The 15806-nt window shown below is 71.6% G+C and carries 16 protein-coding genes; 14 read left to right on the top strand and 2 right to left on the bottom strand.

The window, feature by feature from the left end; all coding sequences use genetic code 11:
- Positions 1-95: 95 nt before the first annotated feature.
- The 3 genes from AC07FJ_RS24130 to prcA all read left to right on the top strand — a co-directional run bounded on the left by AC07FJ_RS24130 (position 96) and on the right by prcA (position 2118).
- A complete protein-coding gene (locus tag AC07FJ_RS24130) occupies positions 96-314 on the top strand; it encodes a ubiquitin-like protein Pup (protein WP_062646942.1) in 219 nt (72 codons plus the stop codon).
- Positions 315-485: 171 nt separating this feature from the next.
- Positions 486-1331, top strand: coding sequence for a proteasome subunit beta (gene prcB / locus AC07FJ_RS24125; RefSeq protein WP_403552386.1), 846 nt, complete (start codon positions 486-488; stop codon positions 1329-1331).
- A 34-nt stretch (positions 1332-1365) separates the two neighbouring features.
- Entirely contained in the window at positions 1366-2118 is a 753-nt protein-coding gene (gene prcA / locus AC07FJ_RS24120) for a proteasome subunit alpha (RefSeq protein ID WP_403552385.1), read from the top strand.
- Between the two features lie 129 nt (positions 2119-2247).
- On the opposite strand, the gene AC07FJ_RS24115 is transcribed toward prcA, so the two are convergent.
- Positions 2248-3354, bottom strand: coding sequence for a LacI family DNA-binding transcriptional regulator (locus AC07FJ_RS24115; RefSeq protein WP_479051383.1), 1107 nt, complete (start codon positions 3352-3354; stop codon positions 2248-2250).
- 66 nt (positions 3355-3420) lie between these two features.
- Here AC07FJ_RS24115 and AC07FJ_RS24110 point away from each other — a divergent pair, with 66 nt between their 5' ends.
- The 11 genes from AC07FJ_RS24110 to AC07FJ_RS24060 all read left to right on the top strand — a co-directional run bounded on the left by AC07FJ_RS24110 (position 3421) and on the right by AC07FJ_RS24060 (position 14810).
- Entirely contained in the window at positions 3421-4701 is a 1281-nt protein-coding gene (locus tag AC07FJ_RS24110; protein ID WP_479051382.1) for an MFS transporter, read from the top strand.
- A 9-nt stretch (positions 4702-4710) separates the two neighbouring features.
- Positions 4711-6072: a Pup--protein ligase gene (pafA, locus tag AC07FJ_RS24105; RefSeq protein ID WP_355362339.1), complete on the top strand. Its 1362-nt coding sequence runs from the start codon at positions 4711-4713 to the stop codon at positions 6070-6072.
- A 106-nt stretch (positions 6073-6178) separates the two neighbouring features.
- Positions 6179-7129: an FKBP-type peptidyl-prolyl cis-trans isomerase gene (locus AC07FJ_RS24100; protein WP_479051381.1), complete on the top strand. Its 951-nt coding sequence runs from the start codon at positions 6179-6181 to the stop codon at positions 7127-7129.
- Between the two features lie 55 nt (positions 7130-7184).
- A complete protein-coding gene (locus tag AC07FJ_RS24095) occupies positions 7185-7559 on the top strand; it encodes an FKBP-type peptidyl-prolyl cis-trans isomerase (protein ID WP_361422196.1) in 375 nt (124 codons plus the stop codon).
- Between the two features lie 161 nt (positions 7560-7720).
- The gene (locus AC07FJ_RS24090; protein WP_479051380.1) at positions 7721-8677 is read left to right on the top strand and encodes a helix-turn-helix transcriptional regulator; all 957 of its coding nucleotides are present in this window, start codon (positions 7721-7723) and stop codon (positions 8675-8677) included.
- Positions 8678-8694: 17 nt separating this feature from the next.
- Complete coding sequence (locus AC07FJ_RS24085) at positions 8695-9660, top strand: helix-turn-helix transcriptional regulator (protein ID WP_361422202.1); 966 nt, start codon at positions 8695-8697, stop codon at positions 9658-9660.
- A gap of 134 nt (positions 9661-9794) precedes the next feature.
- Positions 9795-10154: a hypothetical protein gene (locus AC07FJ_RS24080; protein WP_479051379.1), complete on the top strand. Its 360-nt coding sequence runs from the start codon at positions 9795-9797 to the stop codon at positions 10152-10154.
- A gap of 19 nt (positions 10155-10173) precedes the next feature.
- On the top strand, positions 10174-10371 hold the full coding sequence (locus tag AC07FJ_RS24075) for a hypothetical protein (protein ID WP_084897529.1): 198 nt from the start codon (positions 10174-10176) through the stop codon (positions 10369-10371).
- A gap of 220 nt (positions 10372-10591) precedes the next feature.
- A complete protein-coding gene (gene tatA / locus AC07FJ_RS24070; protein ID WP_479051378.1) occupies positions 10592-10870 on the top strand; it encodes a Sec-independent protein translocase subunit TatA in 279 nt (92 codons plus the stop codon).
- A gap of 52 nt (positions 10871-10922) precedes the next feature.
- Positions 10923-11876, top strand: coding sequence for a twin-arginine translocase subunit TatC (gene tatC, locus AC07FJ_RS24065; RefSeq protein ID WP_479051377.1), 954 nt, complete (start codon positions 10923-10925; stop codon positions 11874-11876).
- A gap of 105 nt (positions 11877-11981) precedes the next feature.
- Complete coding sequence (locus AC07FJ_RS24060) at positions 11982-14810, top strand: DEAD/DEAH box helicase (protein WP_361422214.1); 2829 nt, start codon at positions 11982-11984, stop codon at positions 14808-14810.
- 56 nt (positions 14811-14866) lie between these two features.
- Here AC07FJ_RS24060 and AC07FJ_RS24055 read toward each other — a convergent pair whose 3' ends face one another.
- A complete protein-coding gene (locus AC07FJ_RS24055) occupies positions 14867-15799 on the bottom strand; it encodes an ADP-ribosylglycohydrolase family protein (protein ID WP_479051376.1) in 933 nt (310 codons plus the stop codon).
- Between the last annotated feature and the right edge of the window lie 7 nt (positions 15800-15806).

Below are 15806 nucleotides of genomic sequence, written 5' to 3'. Positions count from 1 at the left end.
CGTTGAGGAAAGTGCAGGGCCGATGTCAGACCGTCCTTGTAGGGTCTGATCTTGAGAGACCGAACCAAGCGGGCAAACCGAGCGGGGTGAGGGATATGGCGACCAAGGACACCGGCGGCGGGCAGCAGAAGGCGACGCGCTCCACGGAGGAGGTCGAGGAGCAGGCCCCGGAGGCGCAGGCTTCCGAGGACCTCAAGGAGCGCCAGGAGAAGCTGTCGGACGACGTCGACTCCGTGCTGGACGAGATCGACGACGTACTCGAAGAGAACGCAGAGGATTTCGTGAGGTCCTTCGTGCAAAAGGGCGGGCAGTAGGGGTCGTTGTCCGTTTCCGGGCCGTCGGTGGAGGAGCTCCGGCAGGAGCTTCGATCCCGACGGCACCGGGGCGGATGACCGGCGACGGCACGGGTAAGGTCCGTGCACAGCACGCATGATCGGCCCGGCCGCCGCAGCGGCGGGCCGCCGCCTCATTTCGGAAGGAATCGCGTGGAAGCCAACCCTCGTAGCACCGGGCGTCTGCCGGCAGCCTTCCTGACGCCCGGCTCGTCCTCCTTCATGGACTTCCTGGCCGACCACTCGCCGGAGCTGCTGCCGGGCAACCGCACGCTGCCGCCCCTGCAGGGCGCCATCGAGGCCCCGCACGGGACCACCATCGTCGCCGCCACGTTCCCCGGCGGCGTCGTCCTCGCCGGTGACCGGCGGGCCACCATGGGCAACATGATCGCCCAGCGCGACATCGAGAAGGTCTTCCCGGCCGACGAGTACTCGGCCGTGGGCATCGCCGGCACCGCCGGTCTCGCCGTGGAGATGGTCAAGCTCTTCCAGCTGGAGCTGGAGCACTTCGAGAAGGTGGAGGGCACCCAGCTCTCCCTGGAGGGCAAGGCCAACCGCCTCTCCACGATGATCCGCAGCAACCTGGGCATGGCCATGCAGGGCCTGGCCGTCGTCCCGCTCTTCGCCGGCTGGGACGTCGAGCGCGAGAAGGGCCGGATCTTCTCGTACGACGTGACGGGCGGCCGCTCCGAGGAGCACGGCTTCGCGGCCACCGGTTCCGGTTCGATCTTCGCGCGGGGCTCCATGAAGAAGCTCTACCGCGAGGACCTCACCGAGCAGCAGGCGGTCACCCTCGTCGTGCAGGCGCTGTACGACGCGGCGGACGACGACTCGGCGACCGGCGGTCCCGACGTGGCGCGCCGGATCTTCCCGGTCCTCACCGTCATCACGGACGAGGGCTTCCGGCGGCTCACCGAGGCCGAGGCCTCCGAGATCTCCCGCTCCGTGCTGGAGCGCCGCCTCGAACAGCCCGACGGACCGCGCGCCGCGCTGCTCTGATGAACCCGCCACTGAAGAAAGGGACGGATAGCCGGTGACGACGCCGTTCTATGTCTCGCCCGCCCAGGCCATGCAGGACCGGGCGGAATACGCCCGCAAGGGCATCGCCCGTGGACGCAGCCTGGTTGTGCTGCAGTACGCCGACGGCATCGTCTTCGTCGGTGAGAACCCGTCCCGAGCCCTGCACAAGTTCAGCGAGATCTACGACAGGATCGCCTTCGCCGCCGCCGGCAAGTACAACGAGTACGAGAACCTGCGGATCGGCGGGGTGCGCTACGCCGACCTGCGTGGCTACACCTACGACCGGGCCGACGTCACGGCCCGCGGGCTCGCCAACGTCTACGCCCAGACGCTCGGCACCATCTTCTCCAGTGCCGGCGAGAAGCCGTACGAGGTGGAGCTGGTCGTCGCCGAGGTGGGCACCTCGCCCGAGGGCGACCAGATCTACCGGCTGCCGCACGACGGGTCGATCGTCGACGAGCACGGCTCGGTCGCGGTCGGCGGCAACGCCGAGCAGATCAGCAGCTTCCTCGACCAGCGGCACCGCGACGGGATGTCGCTCGCCGAGGCGCTGAAGCTCGCCGTACAGGCGCTGTCCCGGGACACCAACGGCAGCGAGCGGGAGATCCCCGCGGAGCGGCTGGAGGTGGCGGTCCTGGACCGTACGCGTCCGCAGCAGCGCAAGTTCAAGCGGATCGTCGGCCGCCAGCTGGTCCGCCTGCTGGAGGCGGACGGCGCGGCTTCGACGCCGACGGACGCCCCCTCGGACGAGGCGGAGGAGGAGTAGCCCCCGGGTTCAAGGGCTGCGAATGTCGCTGATGCCCCGGTCCGCCGCCAGGCGGGCCGGGGCATCGCCGTGCCGGGGCCCGGCACGGCGGGCGCCGGGCCATTCCGGTGTGGGCGCGCCCGCCGTGGGCTACGCCGGTGCCGGGCCCGAGGAGCCGCGGGGGACCAGGGCCACCGGGAGGTCGCCGTCCTCCGGGGGCCGGCCCGTCAGCACGGCCAGCAGCGCCGCCATGCCGCGCTCGCCGATGCGCTCGGCCGGCAGCCGCACCGTCGTGAGCTCGGGCTCCACCGCGGTCGCCAGCGCCAGGTCGTCGAAGCCGGTGACCGACACGTCCTCCGGCACCCGCAGTCCCAGGCGCCGTACCGCCTTGCAGGCGCCCGCCGCCAGGATGTCGTCGTCGCACACGACGGCCGTCGGACGCGGGCCGGGCCCGCCCAGCGCACGCTCGGCCGCCTCCCGGCCGCCCGCCACGCTCAGCGGCGCCGCGACGGTACGGACCTCGACGCCGGGCGCCTCGCGCAGGTACGCGTCCAGGGCGCGGGCGCGTACGTCGAAGGTCCAGGACGGCACCGCCGACGACAGGTGCAGGAAGCGGCGGTGGCCCAGGCCCAGCAGGTGGGCCAGCACCTGCCGCATGCCGTCGGCGACGTCGAGGTTCACATGGGCGGCCGCGCCCGGATCGGCCGGGTCGCTGTCGAGCATCACCAGCGGCAGGTCCGTGCCCCGGATCGCCCGCAGCGCGTCGGCGGCCATCGACGAGGCGATGACCCCGTCCAGCGCGGCGCGCGCCGAGGCGAACGGGTCCCGCGCCGGGCCGACGCCCTCGGGCGAGGGGTACAGGACCACGCCGAAGTCGTGTGCGGCGGCGACCGTGGCCGCGCCCGTGTAGACGCGGGCGAAGAACTCGTTCGTGAGCGCCGGGACCACCAGCAGCGCCGTGCGCGTACGGCCGAGGCGCAGGCTGCGGGCCGCGAGGTTGGGCCGGTAGCCCAGCTCGTCCGCCGCGTCCCGCACGACGGCGGCGGTCCGCTCCGAGACCCGCCCGCGCCACTTGTCGCCGAGCACCAGGGACACGGTGGCCTGCGACACCCCGGCCGCGCGGGCCACGTCCCGGCTGGTGGGCGGGGCCGCGGCCCTGGGTGCCGGGTCCGGGTCCGGGTGGTGCACGCGCGCCTCCGCGTCTCGACGATCAGTGACGATCAGTGGCCGCGGGGTGGACCCGCGGAATGCCGTCATGGTACGTATGACGCAGGACGTTATACGTAAAACCTCGGCATGATCGCCGGGTGAGAGGGGCAGCACATGGCCGCCACGGCCGGCGGATACGCCGACATACTCCGGGCACCCCACGCCCTCCGGCTGCTCGTCGGCACCCTCGTCGGGCGGCTGCCCAACGGCACCGGACCCATCGCGATCATGGTCTTCACCCGGGCCGAGGGCGGCAGCTACAGCCTGGCCGGCGCGCTCGCCGGCGTGTACGGCCTCGCCAACGCCATCGGCCAGCCCGTCCTCGGCCGCGCCGTCGACCTGTACGGCCAGCCGCGCGTGCAGCTGCCCGCCGCCGTCGTCTCCGCGCTCGGCATGGCGCTGCTCGTCCTCACCGGAACGGAGCCGCTGCCGCTGACGTACGCGGCCGTCGCCGTCGCCGGGCTCTTCACCCCACCGCTGGAAGGCGGACTGCGCGCCCTGTGGCCGAGCGTGCTGGGCCGCGAGGACCGGGTCCACCGGGCGTACGCCATGGACGCGGTCGCCCAGGAAGTCATGTTCACCGTCGGCCCGTTGCTGGTCACGCTGCTCGTCGCGGTCTGGTCGCCGTCCGCCGCGCTGCTGGTGATCAACGCGCTCGGCGTCCTCGGCGCCCTCTCCGTCGTCGTCTCCGAGCCGTCCCGTACCTGGCGCTCCGCGCCCCGCGACGCGCACTGGCTGGGCGCCCTGCGCTCGCCCGGGCTGCTCGCCCTGCTCGGCTCCTTCTTCTTCGTCGGCCTCGCCCTCGGCTCCATCACGGTCGCGGCGTACGCGTACGCCGAGGACCACGGCAGCGAGTCCGTGTACGGCTGGCTCATGGCCGCGCTCGGGCTCGGCGCCCTCATCGGCGGCGGCCTGTACGGCGCCCGCCAGTGGGCCGGCGCCCCCGAGCGGCGGCTGCGCGCGCTCGTCGCCCTGCTGGCCCTCGGCTATCTGCCGCTGGTGCTCACCCCCGGGGTCGTCCCCATGACGGCCCTGGCGGCCGTCTCCGGGGTCTTCCTGGCGCCCGCCATCGCCTGCGCCTTCATCGTCGTCGACCGGCACGCGCCGCGCGGCACGGTCACCGAGGCGTTCTCGTGGCTGGTCACCACCTTCGGCGTGGGCGCCGCGGCGGGAACGGCCGTGGCCGGTCCGGCAGTAGAGCTGGCCGGTACCGCCGCGAGTTTCGCCGTCGCGGGCGCCGCCGGATTCGCCGCCCTGCTGGTCCTGCTGGCCACCCAGCGGGCACTGGCAGTTCCGCTGCGTACGGCCCAACCCGCCGACGATGTCGTGGCGACATCGGAAAATGATCGAAACGGTGCAGTCGAACCCGGTTTCAGCACGGGCCATCAGGCGTAATGTTCCCTCATGGACCGCCGCATTTTCGGGCTGGAGAACGAGTACGGCGTCACGTGCACGTTCAGGGGACAGCGCCGACTGTCTCCTGACGAAGTGGCGCGCTACCTCTTCCGCCGTGTCGTGTCATGGGGCCGCAGCAGCAACGTCTTCCTGCGGAACGGCGCCCGCCTCTACCTCGACGTGGGATCGCATCCGGAATACGCAACGCCCGAATGCGACAACGTGACCGAACTGGTCACGCACGACAAGGCCGGCGAGCGCATTCTGGAAGGCCTGCTCGTCGACGCAGAACGCCGTCTGCACGAGGAGGGAATCGCGGGCGACGTCTATCTCTTCAAGAACAACACCGACTCGGCGGGAAACTCCTACGGCTGCCACGAGAACTATCTCGTCGCCCGCCACGGAGAGTTCTCCCGGCTCGCGGACATCCTCATTCCGTTCCTGGTGACCCGGCAGCTGCTCTGCGGCGCCGGCAAGGTGCTGCAGACCCCGCGCGGCGCCGTGTACTGCGTCAGCCAGCGCGCCGAGCACATCTGGGAGGGCGTCAGCTCCGCCACGACCCGCTCCCGGCCCATCATCAACACCCGCGACGAACCGCACGCCGACGCCGAGCGCTACCGCCGCCTCCACGTCATCGTCGGCGACTCGAACATGTCCGAGACGACCATGCTGCTCAAGGTCGGCGCCACCGACCTCGTCCTGCGCATGATCGAGGCGGGCACGGTCATGCGCGACCTCACCCTGGAGAACCCGATCCGGGCCATCCGCGAGGTCAGCCACGACATCACCGGACAGCGCAAGGTACGCCTCGCCAGCGGGCGGGAGGCCTCCGCCCTGGAGGTCCAGCGCGAGTACTACGACAAGGCCGTCGACTTCGTCGACCGGCGCGGCATCCGCACCGGTACGGTCGCCCAGGTCCTGGAGCTGTGGGGCCGCACGCTCGACGCCATCGAGCAGGAGGACCTGGACCGGATCGACACCGAGATCGACTGGGTCATGAAGTACAAGCTGCTCGAGCGCTACCGGGCCAAGCACAACATGACCATGTCGCACCCGCGGGTCGCCCAGATAGACCTCGCGTACCACGACATCCACCGTCGGCGCGGGCTCTACTACCTGCTGGAGAAGAACGGACAGGCCGCCCGGATCTGCAACGACGTGAAGATCTTCGAGGGCAAGTCCGTGCCCCCGCAGACCACCCGCGCCCGGCTGCGCGGCGACTTCATCCGCCGCGCCCAGGAGCAGCGCCGGGACTTCACGGTCGACTGGGTGCACCTGAAGCTCAATGACCAGGCGCAGCGCACGGTGCTGTGCAAGGACCCCTTCCGGTCGGTCGACGACCGGGTGGAGAAGCTGATCGCCGGGATGTGATCCGCAGGCCTCGGCGCCGAAAGGGCCCCGCACGTTTCTCGTGCGGGGCCTTGTCACGCCCTAGAGTGGCGGACGACCACTGTGCCGTCTGAGATCTGAGGAACACGTGCGCCGACTTGCCGGCCTACTCGTCGTCCCCCTGCTGCTGCTGTCCACGGCGGCGTGCGGCGACGACAAGGGCTCCACCGCCTCCGACACCGCCTCTACCGCCTCGATGAAGAACGGTCTCCCGGCGATCACCGCGGGAGCGAAGTTCGGGGAGAAGCCCACCCTTGCCAAGGGCGAGGGCGCCCCGCCCAAGGAGCTCAAGGTCGAGGTCCTCAGCGAGGGCAAGGGCCAGAAGCTCAAGAAGGGCGACCAGGCCCAGGTGCACTACCTCGGGCAGACCTGGGACTCCGACAAGCCCTTCGACAACAGCTTCGACCGCGGTGAGCCCTTCTCCGTGTCCATCGGCGGCGGCGGCGTCATCGAGGGCTGGCAGAAGGCCCTGGACGGCCAGAAGGTCGGCAGCCGCCTGGAGGTCTCGATCCCGCCGGAGCTCGGTTACGGCGCGCAGGGCCAGGGCGACATCAAGCCGAACTCCACCCTCGTCTTCGTCATGGACATCGTGAAGGCCAAGACCTTCATGTCCTCCGCCAAGGGCACCGAGGTCGCGCAGGACAACATCGACCTGCCCAAGGTCGGCACCAACACCGACGGCAAGGCCCCGTCGGTCGACGTGCCGAAGAAGGCCGCGCCGAAGAAGCTGGTCTCGAACTACGTCATCGAGGGCACCGGCCCGGCCGTGAAGCCGAGCGACACGGTCGCCGTGCAGTACAAGGGTGTCCTGTGGGACGGGGGCAAGGAGTTCGACAGCAGCTTCTCGAAGGGCGGCCCCGTCACCTTCCCGCTGGCCAACGTGATCCCCGGCTGGTCCGAGGGCCTGGCGGGCAAGAAGGTCGGCAGCCGCGTGCTCCTCGTCGTACCGCCGGACAAGGCGTACGGCGACCAGGGCCAGGGGCCGATCCCGCCCAAGGCGACGCTGGTGTTCGCGGTGGACATCCTCGGAGTCGCGTAGCGGACGTCTGTAAGACTGGCCCTTTGCACATCGCACACCAAGGAGCATGTTTCCCGTGAGCAACGACAAGCCCGAGGTCGACTTCCCGGGCGGCGAGCCGCCGGCCGACCTTGAGATCAAGGACGTCTGGGAGGGCGACGGCGAGGTCGCCCAGGCCGGCCAGTTCGTCAAGGTCCACTACGTGGGTGTCGCCTTCTCCACCGGCGAGGAGTTCGACGCCTCCTGGAACCGCGGCACCCCGCTGGAGTTCAAGCTCGGTGTCGGCCAGGTCATCGAGGGCTGGGACAAGGGCGTGCAGGGCATGAAGGTCGGCGGCCGCCGCCAGCTGATCATCCCCCCGCACCTCGCGTACGGCGACCGCGGCGCCGGTTCCGCCATCGCCCCGGGCGAGACCCTGATCTTCGTCTGCGACCTGGTGGCCGTCCGCTAGGGCCGACGCCCGCGGCCGTTTCCCGGTCGTACCGGTCGTACCGGTCGTTCGAGGCCCATGCCGTTCCACGGCATGGGCCTCGGCTTTTGCCACGACACCCCGGGGCGGTACCGTCATCCGGCGAGAGTGTCTCCACGAGCAGAGGTGGGTGCAGGGCGTCGATGGCGATTGCCAAGGCCGAGCGGCTGATGAATCTGGCGCTGTGCCTGCTCGGGACCCGCCGTCCGCTGAGCAAGCGCGAGCTGCGCGGCTCCATCGAGGCGTACCTGGAAGCCGGCTCCGACGAGTCCTTCAACCGTATGTTCGAGCGCGACAAGGACGACCTGCGCGAACTGGGCCTGGTCATCGAGACCGTGGAGAACCTCGACGGCGAGACCGGCTACCTCGCCCGCCGCGACTCCAACCGCCTGCCGCCCGTCCAGCTCGACGCCGAGGAGGCCGCCGCGCTCGGCCTCGCCGCCAAGGTGTGGCAGCAGGCCCGCCTCGCCGGTGCCGCCAGCGGCGCCCTGCAGAAGCTGCGTGCCGCGGGCATGCCCGAGGCCGAGGACACCTTCGACGACCGGCACAGCGCGCTCGAACCGCGCATCCCGGTCCACGAGGCTGCCTTCGAACCGCTCATGCTGGCCTGCCGCGACCGCCGCCCGGTCGTCTTCCAGTACCGCAAGGCCAACGCCGCCCGCCCGGAGACCCGCCAGGTCGAGCCGTGGTCGCTGGAGTGCTGGCGCGGCCACTGGTACCTGGCCGGCTGGGACCGCGAGCGTGGCGCCGGGCGCGTCTTCCGCCTCTCCCGGATCACCGGCACGGTCCGCTCCCGGGCCGGCGCCTTCACCGCGCCCGTACCGGACGTCTCGACCGTCCGCGAGACCGTCGAGCGGTGGGCGGGGGAGAGCGCGACCCGCTCCGCGCGGATCCGGCTGCGCACGGACTGCGGCTACCCGCTGCGCGCCCGCGCCCTGTCCGTGACGGAGCTGGGTGACGGCTGGGACGAGCTGGAGATTCCGTACGGGCACGGCCTGGACGCCTGGCTCGTCGAGTTCGGGCCGGACGTCGTCGTACTGGAACCGGCCGATCTGCGGGCCGATGTGGTGGACCGGCTGCGCGCCGTGGCCAAGGGCTGAGGGGGACGTACGAAACGATGGCCACGAACGCGATCGACCAGACCCGGCGGATGCTGTCCCTGGTGACGTACCTGCGTGAGCGCCCCGGCGCGCACGTCGGCGACGTCGCCCGGGCCTTCGGGATCACCGAGGACGAGCTGATCTCCGACCTCGACGTGCTGCCCATGTGCGGGACCAGCTTCCGCGGCGGCGACCTGCTGGACATCGACACCGACGGCGAGCGGATCTGGTGGCACAACCCGGCCGCCCTCGCCGCCGAGGCCGCCGAGCCGCTGCGGCTCGCCGCCGACGAGGCCACCGCGCTGCTGGTCGCCGCGCGGGCCGTCGCCACCCTGCCGGGACTGCGCGAGGGCGACCGCGAGGCGCTGCTGCGCGCCACCGCGAAGCTGGAGGCGGCGGCCGGCGAGGCGGCGGGCGCGAGCTCCCGCCTCTCGGTGACCTTCGAGTCCGAGGGCGGCGTCTTCGCCGAGGTCGACCGCGCCATCTCGGAGCGGCGCCGGCTGTGGGTGCGGTACTACTCTCCCGCGCGCGACGAGCTCACCGAGCGCGAGGTCGACCCGATCCGGCTCTTCGCCGTCGGCCATACGTACATGGAGGCGTGGTGCCGGCTCTCCGAGGCGCGGCGCACCTTCCGGCTCGACCGGGTGGCCGAGATCCGGATCCTCGACGAGCCGTCGGCGCCGCCGGAGATAGAGCTGCGCGACCTGTCCGAGGGCCTCGTCCAGCCGTCGGCCGACGACCCCGAGGTCGTGATCGAGGTGGGCCCCGGCGGCCGCTGGGTCGCCGAGTACTACCCGCACGACAGCGCCGAGGAGCTGCCCGACGGCGGCCTGCGCGTCACCGTGCGCACCCCTGACCCGGCGTCGCTGCGGCGGCTCGCGCTGCGGCTGGGGCGCGACGGGCGGATCGTCTCGCCGCCGGAGCTGGCGGAGAGCGCGCGACGGGCGGCGGCCGAGGCGCTGGCCGCGTACGACGGCGTCTGACGCGGCGGCCGACGGGTCCGACGGCGTCCTACGGGTCCGACGGGGTCCGACGGCGACGGTCGTCGGGGGCGACCGCGAAGAACCGGCCATGTGGGAGCCGACGAGTGGATGAAAAGTCGAGGGAATCGAGCGATATGTCCGCGACGCCCGGAACCGGGACCAGCGTCGGAATCGGAATCGGAAGCGGAAGCACCGCCGGTGCCGGCACCCGTGCCGGGGTCGGGGCCGGAGCCGCCGCCGGAACCGGAACCCTGTCCCCGTCCCCGCCGCTCGCGCCGGTCCTCTTCAAGGCCGCCTGCTCCGAGTGCCACGCACGCTGCGAGCTCTCCGCCGGCTGCCTCCGGCTCGCCATCGGCGCCAGCCGGCGTACCACCTTCTACTCCTTCACCTGCCCCGCGTGCGGCTCCGCCGTCCGCAAACCGGCCGGCGCGCGCATCGTCGAGCTCCTCACCGGGGGCGGCGTGCGGACGCTGCGGCTCCACTCCACCGTCTGACGAGGTCTAGGCTCTGCGCATGTTCTGGCCCATGCTCGCCATCGCCCTCGGTTTCCTCGGTATCGCCGTCCTCGGCGTCCTGGGCATCCGGGTGTTCATCGAGGCCCAGCGCCTCGGACGTCAAGTGACGCACACCACACAGCGGATCAACCGCGCGGCCGAGGACCTGGAACGCGCGGCCACCGATCTGGCCCGTACGGGGGAGACGCTGCGGTGACGCGATAGCGCACGCGGCCTCCTCCCGTCCACTCCCGGCAGGTACGCTGCTGGTTGCGGCGGTTTCGCTGAAATCCGCCGCAAACGGGAGTACGCACAGGGATTGCCGGGCGTTTACCCGTGCGCGTTACGATCCTGACGGCCGTTGGCTCGGACATCAGTCCGGTTCACCGGCCGGGAGCCCGCCCCAAGCCGCCTCGGTGAGAAGGTAGACAACAGTTATGTTCCGACAGATCGGCCCTCTTGAGATCACTCTCATCGTCCTGGCCATCGTCCTCCTCTTCGGCGCCAAGAAGCTCCCGGAGATGGCCCGTTCGCTCGGCAAGTCCGCCCGCATCCTGAAGAGCGAGGCCAAGGCGATGAAGACGGACGGGCAGCAGCCCGCCCCGGCCGACCCGCCGGCCGAGCAGCCCCCGGCCCAGCGCACCATCAAGGCGGCGCCCGGTGACGTGACCAGCGCCCGCCCGGTCACCGAGCCGTCCGACACCACCCAGCGCTGACCCAAGGCCGACCGCCGAGCGGACGGCCTGCCGCACGAGATGAGGACGTGGGTTGCTCAAGCCTGCCCGCAGTAAGAAGGAGAAGGACCCCGAGGGGCGGATGCCGCTCGCGGACCACCTGCGCGAGCTCCGCAACCGGCTCGCGAAGGCCATGCTGGCGATCACCATCACGTCCATCGCCGCGGCGTTCTACAGCCAGGAGTTGATGGACTTCCTCTCGTCACCGGTCGAGCGGTGCCCGAAGGGAGTCATGGAGACCGGTGGCAAGTGCGCCACCATCGTCTACAACGACCTGCTGTCCCCGTTCACGACCACGGTCAAGGTCGTCCTGATGGCGGGCATCGTCCTGTCGTGCCCCGTCTGGCTCTACCAACTGTGGGCCTTCGTCGCGCCGGGCCTCCACAAGAGCGAGAAGAAGTACACGTACTTCTTCGCCGCCGCCGCGGTCCCGCTCTTCGCCGCCGGCGTCTACGTCGCGTACCTGATCATGCCGGTGAGCATGAGCGTGCTGCTCAGCATCACGCCGGACCCCGCGGCCAACCTGCTCGAAGTCGACAAGATCCTGGACTTCACGGTCCGGATGGTCCTCATCTTCGGCTTCTCCTTCGAGCTGCCGGTGCTGCTGATCATGCTCAACGCCGCCGGGATCGTCACCGGACGGCGCATGGCCGGCTGGTGGCGCGGTGTGATCATGGGCATCTTCGTCTTCGGCGCCATCGCCACCCCGTCCACGGACCCGCTCGGCATGATCGCCCTCTCCGGGCCCATCATCCTGCTGTACTTCCTGGCCGTCGGCATCGCCCTCCTCAACGACAAGCGGCGACGGCGGAACGACCCGGACGCCGAGCTGGACGACGACGAGGCCGCTCCCGTCGACCTCACCCCCGCCCCGATCGGCGAGGTGGAGGCCGTGCCGTCCGCGCGCGCCGCGCTGCCCGAGCAGGCCACCGGAGACGCCGCCGGCTCCCGTACGCAGCGGCTGAACGGCTACGACGACATCACCTGAGGCCGGTCACACCCCGCCTCCGTACCGCTGCGGACCGTGGTGTCGTGCACGGCGGATTAAAGATCGAGCTGACTGTCAGTGGTGACGGGTACGCTCGATAACAAGATGACCCAAGAAGACCTCACACCCGCGGAGGCGTACGCGGCGGCCCGGCGCCGCGCCGCCGAGCAGGCGACCGCGCTCGCTCCCTTCCGGGACCTGTACGACTTCGAGCTGGACCCGTTCCAGATCGAGGCCTGCCGTGCCCTGGAGGCAGGCAAGGGCGTACTCGTCGCGGCCCCCACCGGCTCCGGCAAGACCATCGTCGGTGAGTTCGCCGTGCACCTCGCCCTGGAGCAGGGGCGCAAGTGCTTCTACACCACGCCCATCAAGGCGCTGTCCAACCAGAAGTACGCCGACCTGGTCAAACGCTACGGGCCGGAGAAGGTCGGCCTGCTGACCGGCGACAACAGCGTCAACTCCGAGGCACCGGTGGTGGTCATGACCACCGAGGTCCTGCGGAACATGCTGTACGCGGGCTCCCAGTCGCTGCGCGGCCTCGGCTACGTGGTCATGGACGAGGTGCACTACCTCTCCGACCGGTTCCGAGGCGCCGTGTGGGAGGAAGTGATCATCCACCTCCCCGAGTCGGTGACGCTGGTGTCGCTCTCGGCGACCGTGTCCAACGCCGAGGAGTTCGGCGACTGGCTGGACACCGTCCGCGGCGACACCGAGGTGATCGTCTCCGAGAGCCGTCCCGTCCCCCTGTGGCAGCACGTGCTGGCCGGGCGCCGGATGTACGACCTCTTCGAGGAGGAGACCGACCACGGCGGCCGCGGCTCCGCCCGGCGCGAGGTCAACCCCGACCTGCTGCGCCTGGCCCGCATGGAGAACTCCCGCCCGTTCAACGGCCGTGACCGGCGGCGCGGCAGGATGAGCGAGGCCGACCGGGAGCGCGAGCGGCGCCAGCGGTCCCGGATCTGGACACCCGGACGCCCCGAGGTGATCGAGCGGCTCGACGCCGAAGGGCTGCTGCCCGCCATCACCTTCATCTTCAGCCGCGCCGGCTGCGAGGCCGCCGTACAGCAGTGCCTGTACGCCGGGCTGCGGCTCAACGACGAGGAGTCGCGCCGACGGGTGCGGGAGCTCGTCGAGGAGCGCACCGCGTCCATCCCGACGGAGGACCTGCACGTCCTCGGGTACTACGAATGGCTCGAAGGCCTGGAGCGGGGCATCGCCGCACACCACGCCGGCATGCTGCCGACCTTCAAGGAGGTCGTCGAGGAGCTCTTCGTACGGGGCCTGGTCAAGGCGGTGTTCGCCACCGAGACCCTCGCCCTGGGCATCAACATGCCCGCGCGGTCCGTCGTGCTGGAGAAGCTCGTCAAGTGGAACGGCGAACAGCACGCCGACATCACCCCGGGCGAGTACACCCAGCTGACCGGACGCGCCGGGCGGCGCGGCATCGACATCGAGGGCCACGCCGTCGTGCTCTGGCAGCGCGGCATGGACCCGGAGTACCTCGCGGGCCTCGCCGGCACGCGCACCTACCCCCTGCGCTCCAGCTTCAAGCCGTCGTACAACATGGCGGTGAACCTGGTCGACCAGTTCGGGCGGCACCGCTCGCGCGAGCTGCTGGAGACGTCGTTCGCTCAGTTCCAGGCGGACAAGTCGGTGGTCGGCATCTCCCGCCAGGTGCAGCGCAACGAGGAGGGGCTCGAGGGCTACCGCGAAGGCATGACCTGCCACCTCGGCGACTTCGAGGAGTACGCGCGGCTGCGCCGCGAGCTCAAGGAGCGCGAGACCGAACTGGCCAAGCAGGGCGCGGCGCAGCGGCGTGCGGCGGCCGCCTCCTCGCTGGAGAAGCTCAAGCCCGGTGACGTCATCCACGTGCCGACCGGCAAGTTCGCCGGCCTGGCGCTGGTCCTGGACCCCGGCCTGCCGGCCGGCCGGTCCAACGGGCACCGCGGCTTCGAGCACGCCGACGGGCCGCGCCCGCTGGTGCTCACCGCCGAACGGCAGGTCAAGCGGCTCGCCGCCATCGACTTCCCGGTGCCGGTGGAGCCCCTGGAGCGGATGCGCATCCCGCGCACCTTCAACCCCCGCTCCCCGCAGTCGCGGCGGGACCTCGCGTCCGCGCTGCGTTCCAAGGCCGGGCACATCGTCCCCGACCGGCACCGCAAGCAGCGCTCCGCGGCGGCCGACGACCGCGAGATCGCCCGGCTGCGCAAGGCGCTGCGCGCGCACCCCTGCCACGGGTGCGACGAGCGCGAGGACCACGCCCGGTGGGCCGAGCGGTACCACCGCCTCCAGCGGGACACGCGCCAGCTGGAGCGGCGCATCGAGGGGCGGACGAACACCATCGCCCGTACCTTCGACCGGATCGTCGCGCTGCTGACCGAGATGGACTACCTGCGCGCCGACGAGGTGACCGAGAACGGCAAGCGGCTCGCCCGGCTCTACGGCGAACTGGACCTGCTGGCCAGTGAATGCCTGCGCGAGGGCGTGTGGGAGGGCCTCAACCCCGCCGAACTGGCCGCCTGCGTCTCGGCGTTGGTGTACGAAGCCCGGCAGTCGGACGACGCCGTCGCACCGAAGCTGCCGACGGGCCGCACGAAGGCCGCGCTCGGTGAGATGGTCCGCATCTGGGGCCACCTGGACGCCCTGGAGGAGGAGTTCAGGATCAACCAGACCGAGGGCGTCGGCCAGCGCGAGCCGGACCTCGGTTTCGCCTGGGCGGCCCACCAGTGGGCCTCCGGCAGCGGCCTGGACGAGGTGCTGCGCGAGACGGAGATGCCGGCCGGCGACTTCGTCCGGTGGTGCAAGCAGGTGATCGACGTCCTCGGCCAGATCGCGGCCGCGGCGCCGAGGGAGGACAGCACGGTCGCCAAGAGCGCGCGCAAGGCGGTCGACGGGCTGCTGCGGGGAGTGGTGGCGTACAGCTCGGTGGGCTGACGGCGTTCCACCCCGTGGAGAGGTGAGGGCCCGGTCGGATCGCTCCGGCCGGGCCCTCAGTGCGGGTGCGCGCCGAGACGCTCGGCGAGCGCGACGAGTTCGGGGGCGCGCAGGACCCGGTCGCCGTATCCCGGGAGCGGGACGTGCAGCGGTGACGTCCAGCGCGCGGGGATGGCGGCCGCGCCGTACACGGCGCCGGCCAGCGCCCCCGTCACCGCGGCGACCGTGTCGGTGTCGCCACCCAGGTCGATCGCCGCCGCCAGGGCCTCCTCGAAGGAGCCGGTCGTCCGCAGGGCCCAGAGCGCGGAGCCCAGGCACGGCCAGACCGCGCCGTTGAACTCGGTGGCGTCATCCGGATGCCAGCCGGGCGCCAGGACGGCGGCCCACCGCGCCCGATGGCCCGGGTGCACGGCGGCGAGGGCGTCCGGTACCGCCGCCACGGGGTCGGCGCCCTCCAGTGCCACGCGGATCAGCTCGTGCAGCAGGGCCGTACCCTCCCACGCGGCCCGGTCGCCGTGCGTGAGCGCCGCGATCCGCCGGGCGGCCTCCATGGTGCCGGTGCGTCCGGCGCCCGCGAAGTACACGGCGGACGTGGCGGCCCGCATGAGCGAACCGTTGCCCGCCGCGCGGCCGTTGAGCTGGAAGTGCAGCGCGGCCGCCAGGTCCCACGGCTCGCCGTTGGTCAGGACGTCCTCCGTCTGGAGCCCGATGTCCTTGGGCTGGCCCGCCGCCCAGCGCCGGAACCGGTCGAAGACGTCCGGCAGGTCGAGGCCGCCCCGCTCCAGCAAGGACTCGCCCACCAGCACCGCCATCTGCGTGTCGTCGGTGGCCTCGCCCGGGTCCCAGCCCCCGCCTCCGCACATCTCGCCGACGCCGTCCGGGAACCGGGCGCGGTACACGCCCGGCAGGCCGAACTCGAAGGGCGCGCCGAGGGCGTCGCCGACGGCGGAACCCAGGACGGTGCCGGTGACGCGCTCGTACGGGTGCATGTGTTCA

This window comes from Streptomyces sp. NPDC045998 (genome assembly GCF_056430285.1).
Note: the sequence above shows the minus strand (reverse complement) of the source record. Positions and strands in the feature narration are given on the sequence as shown.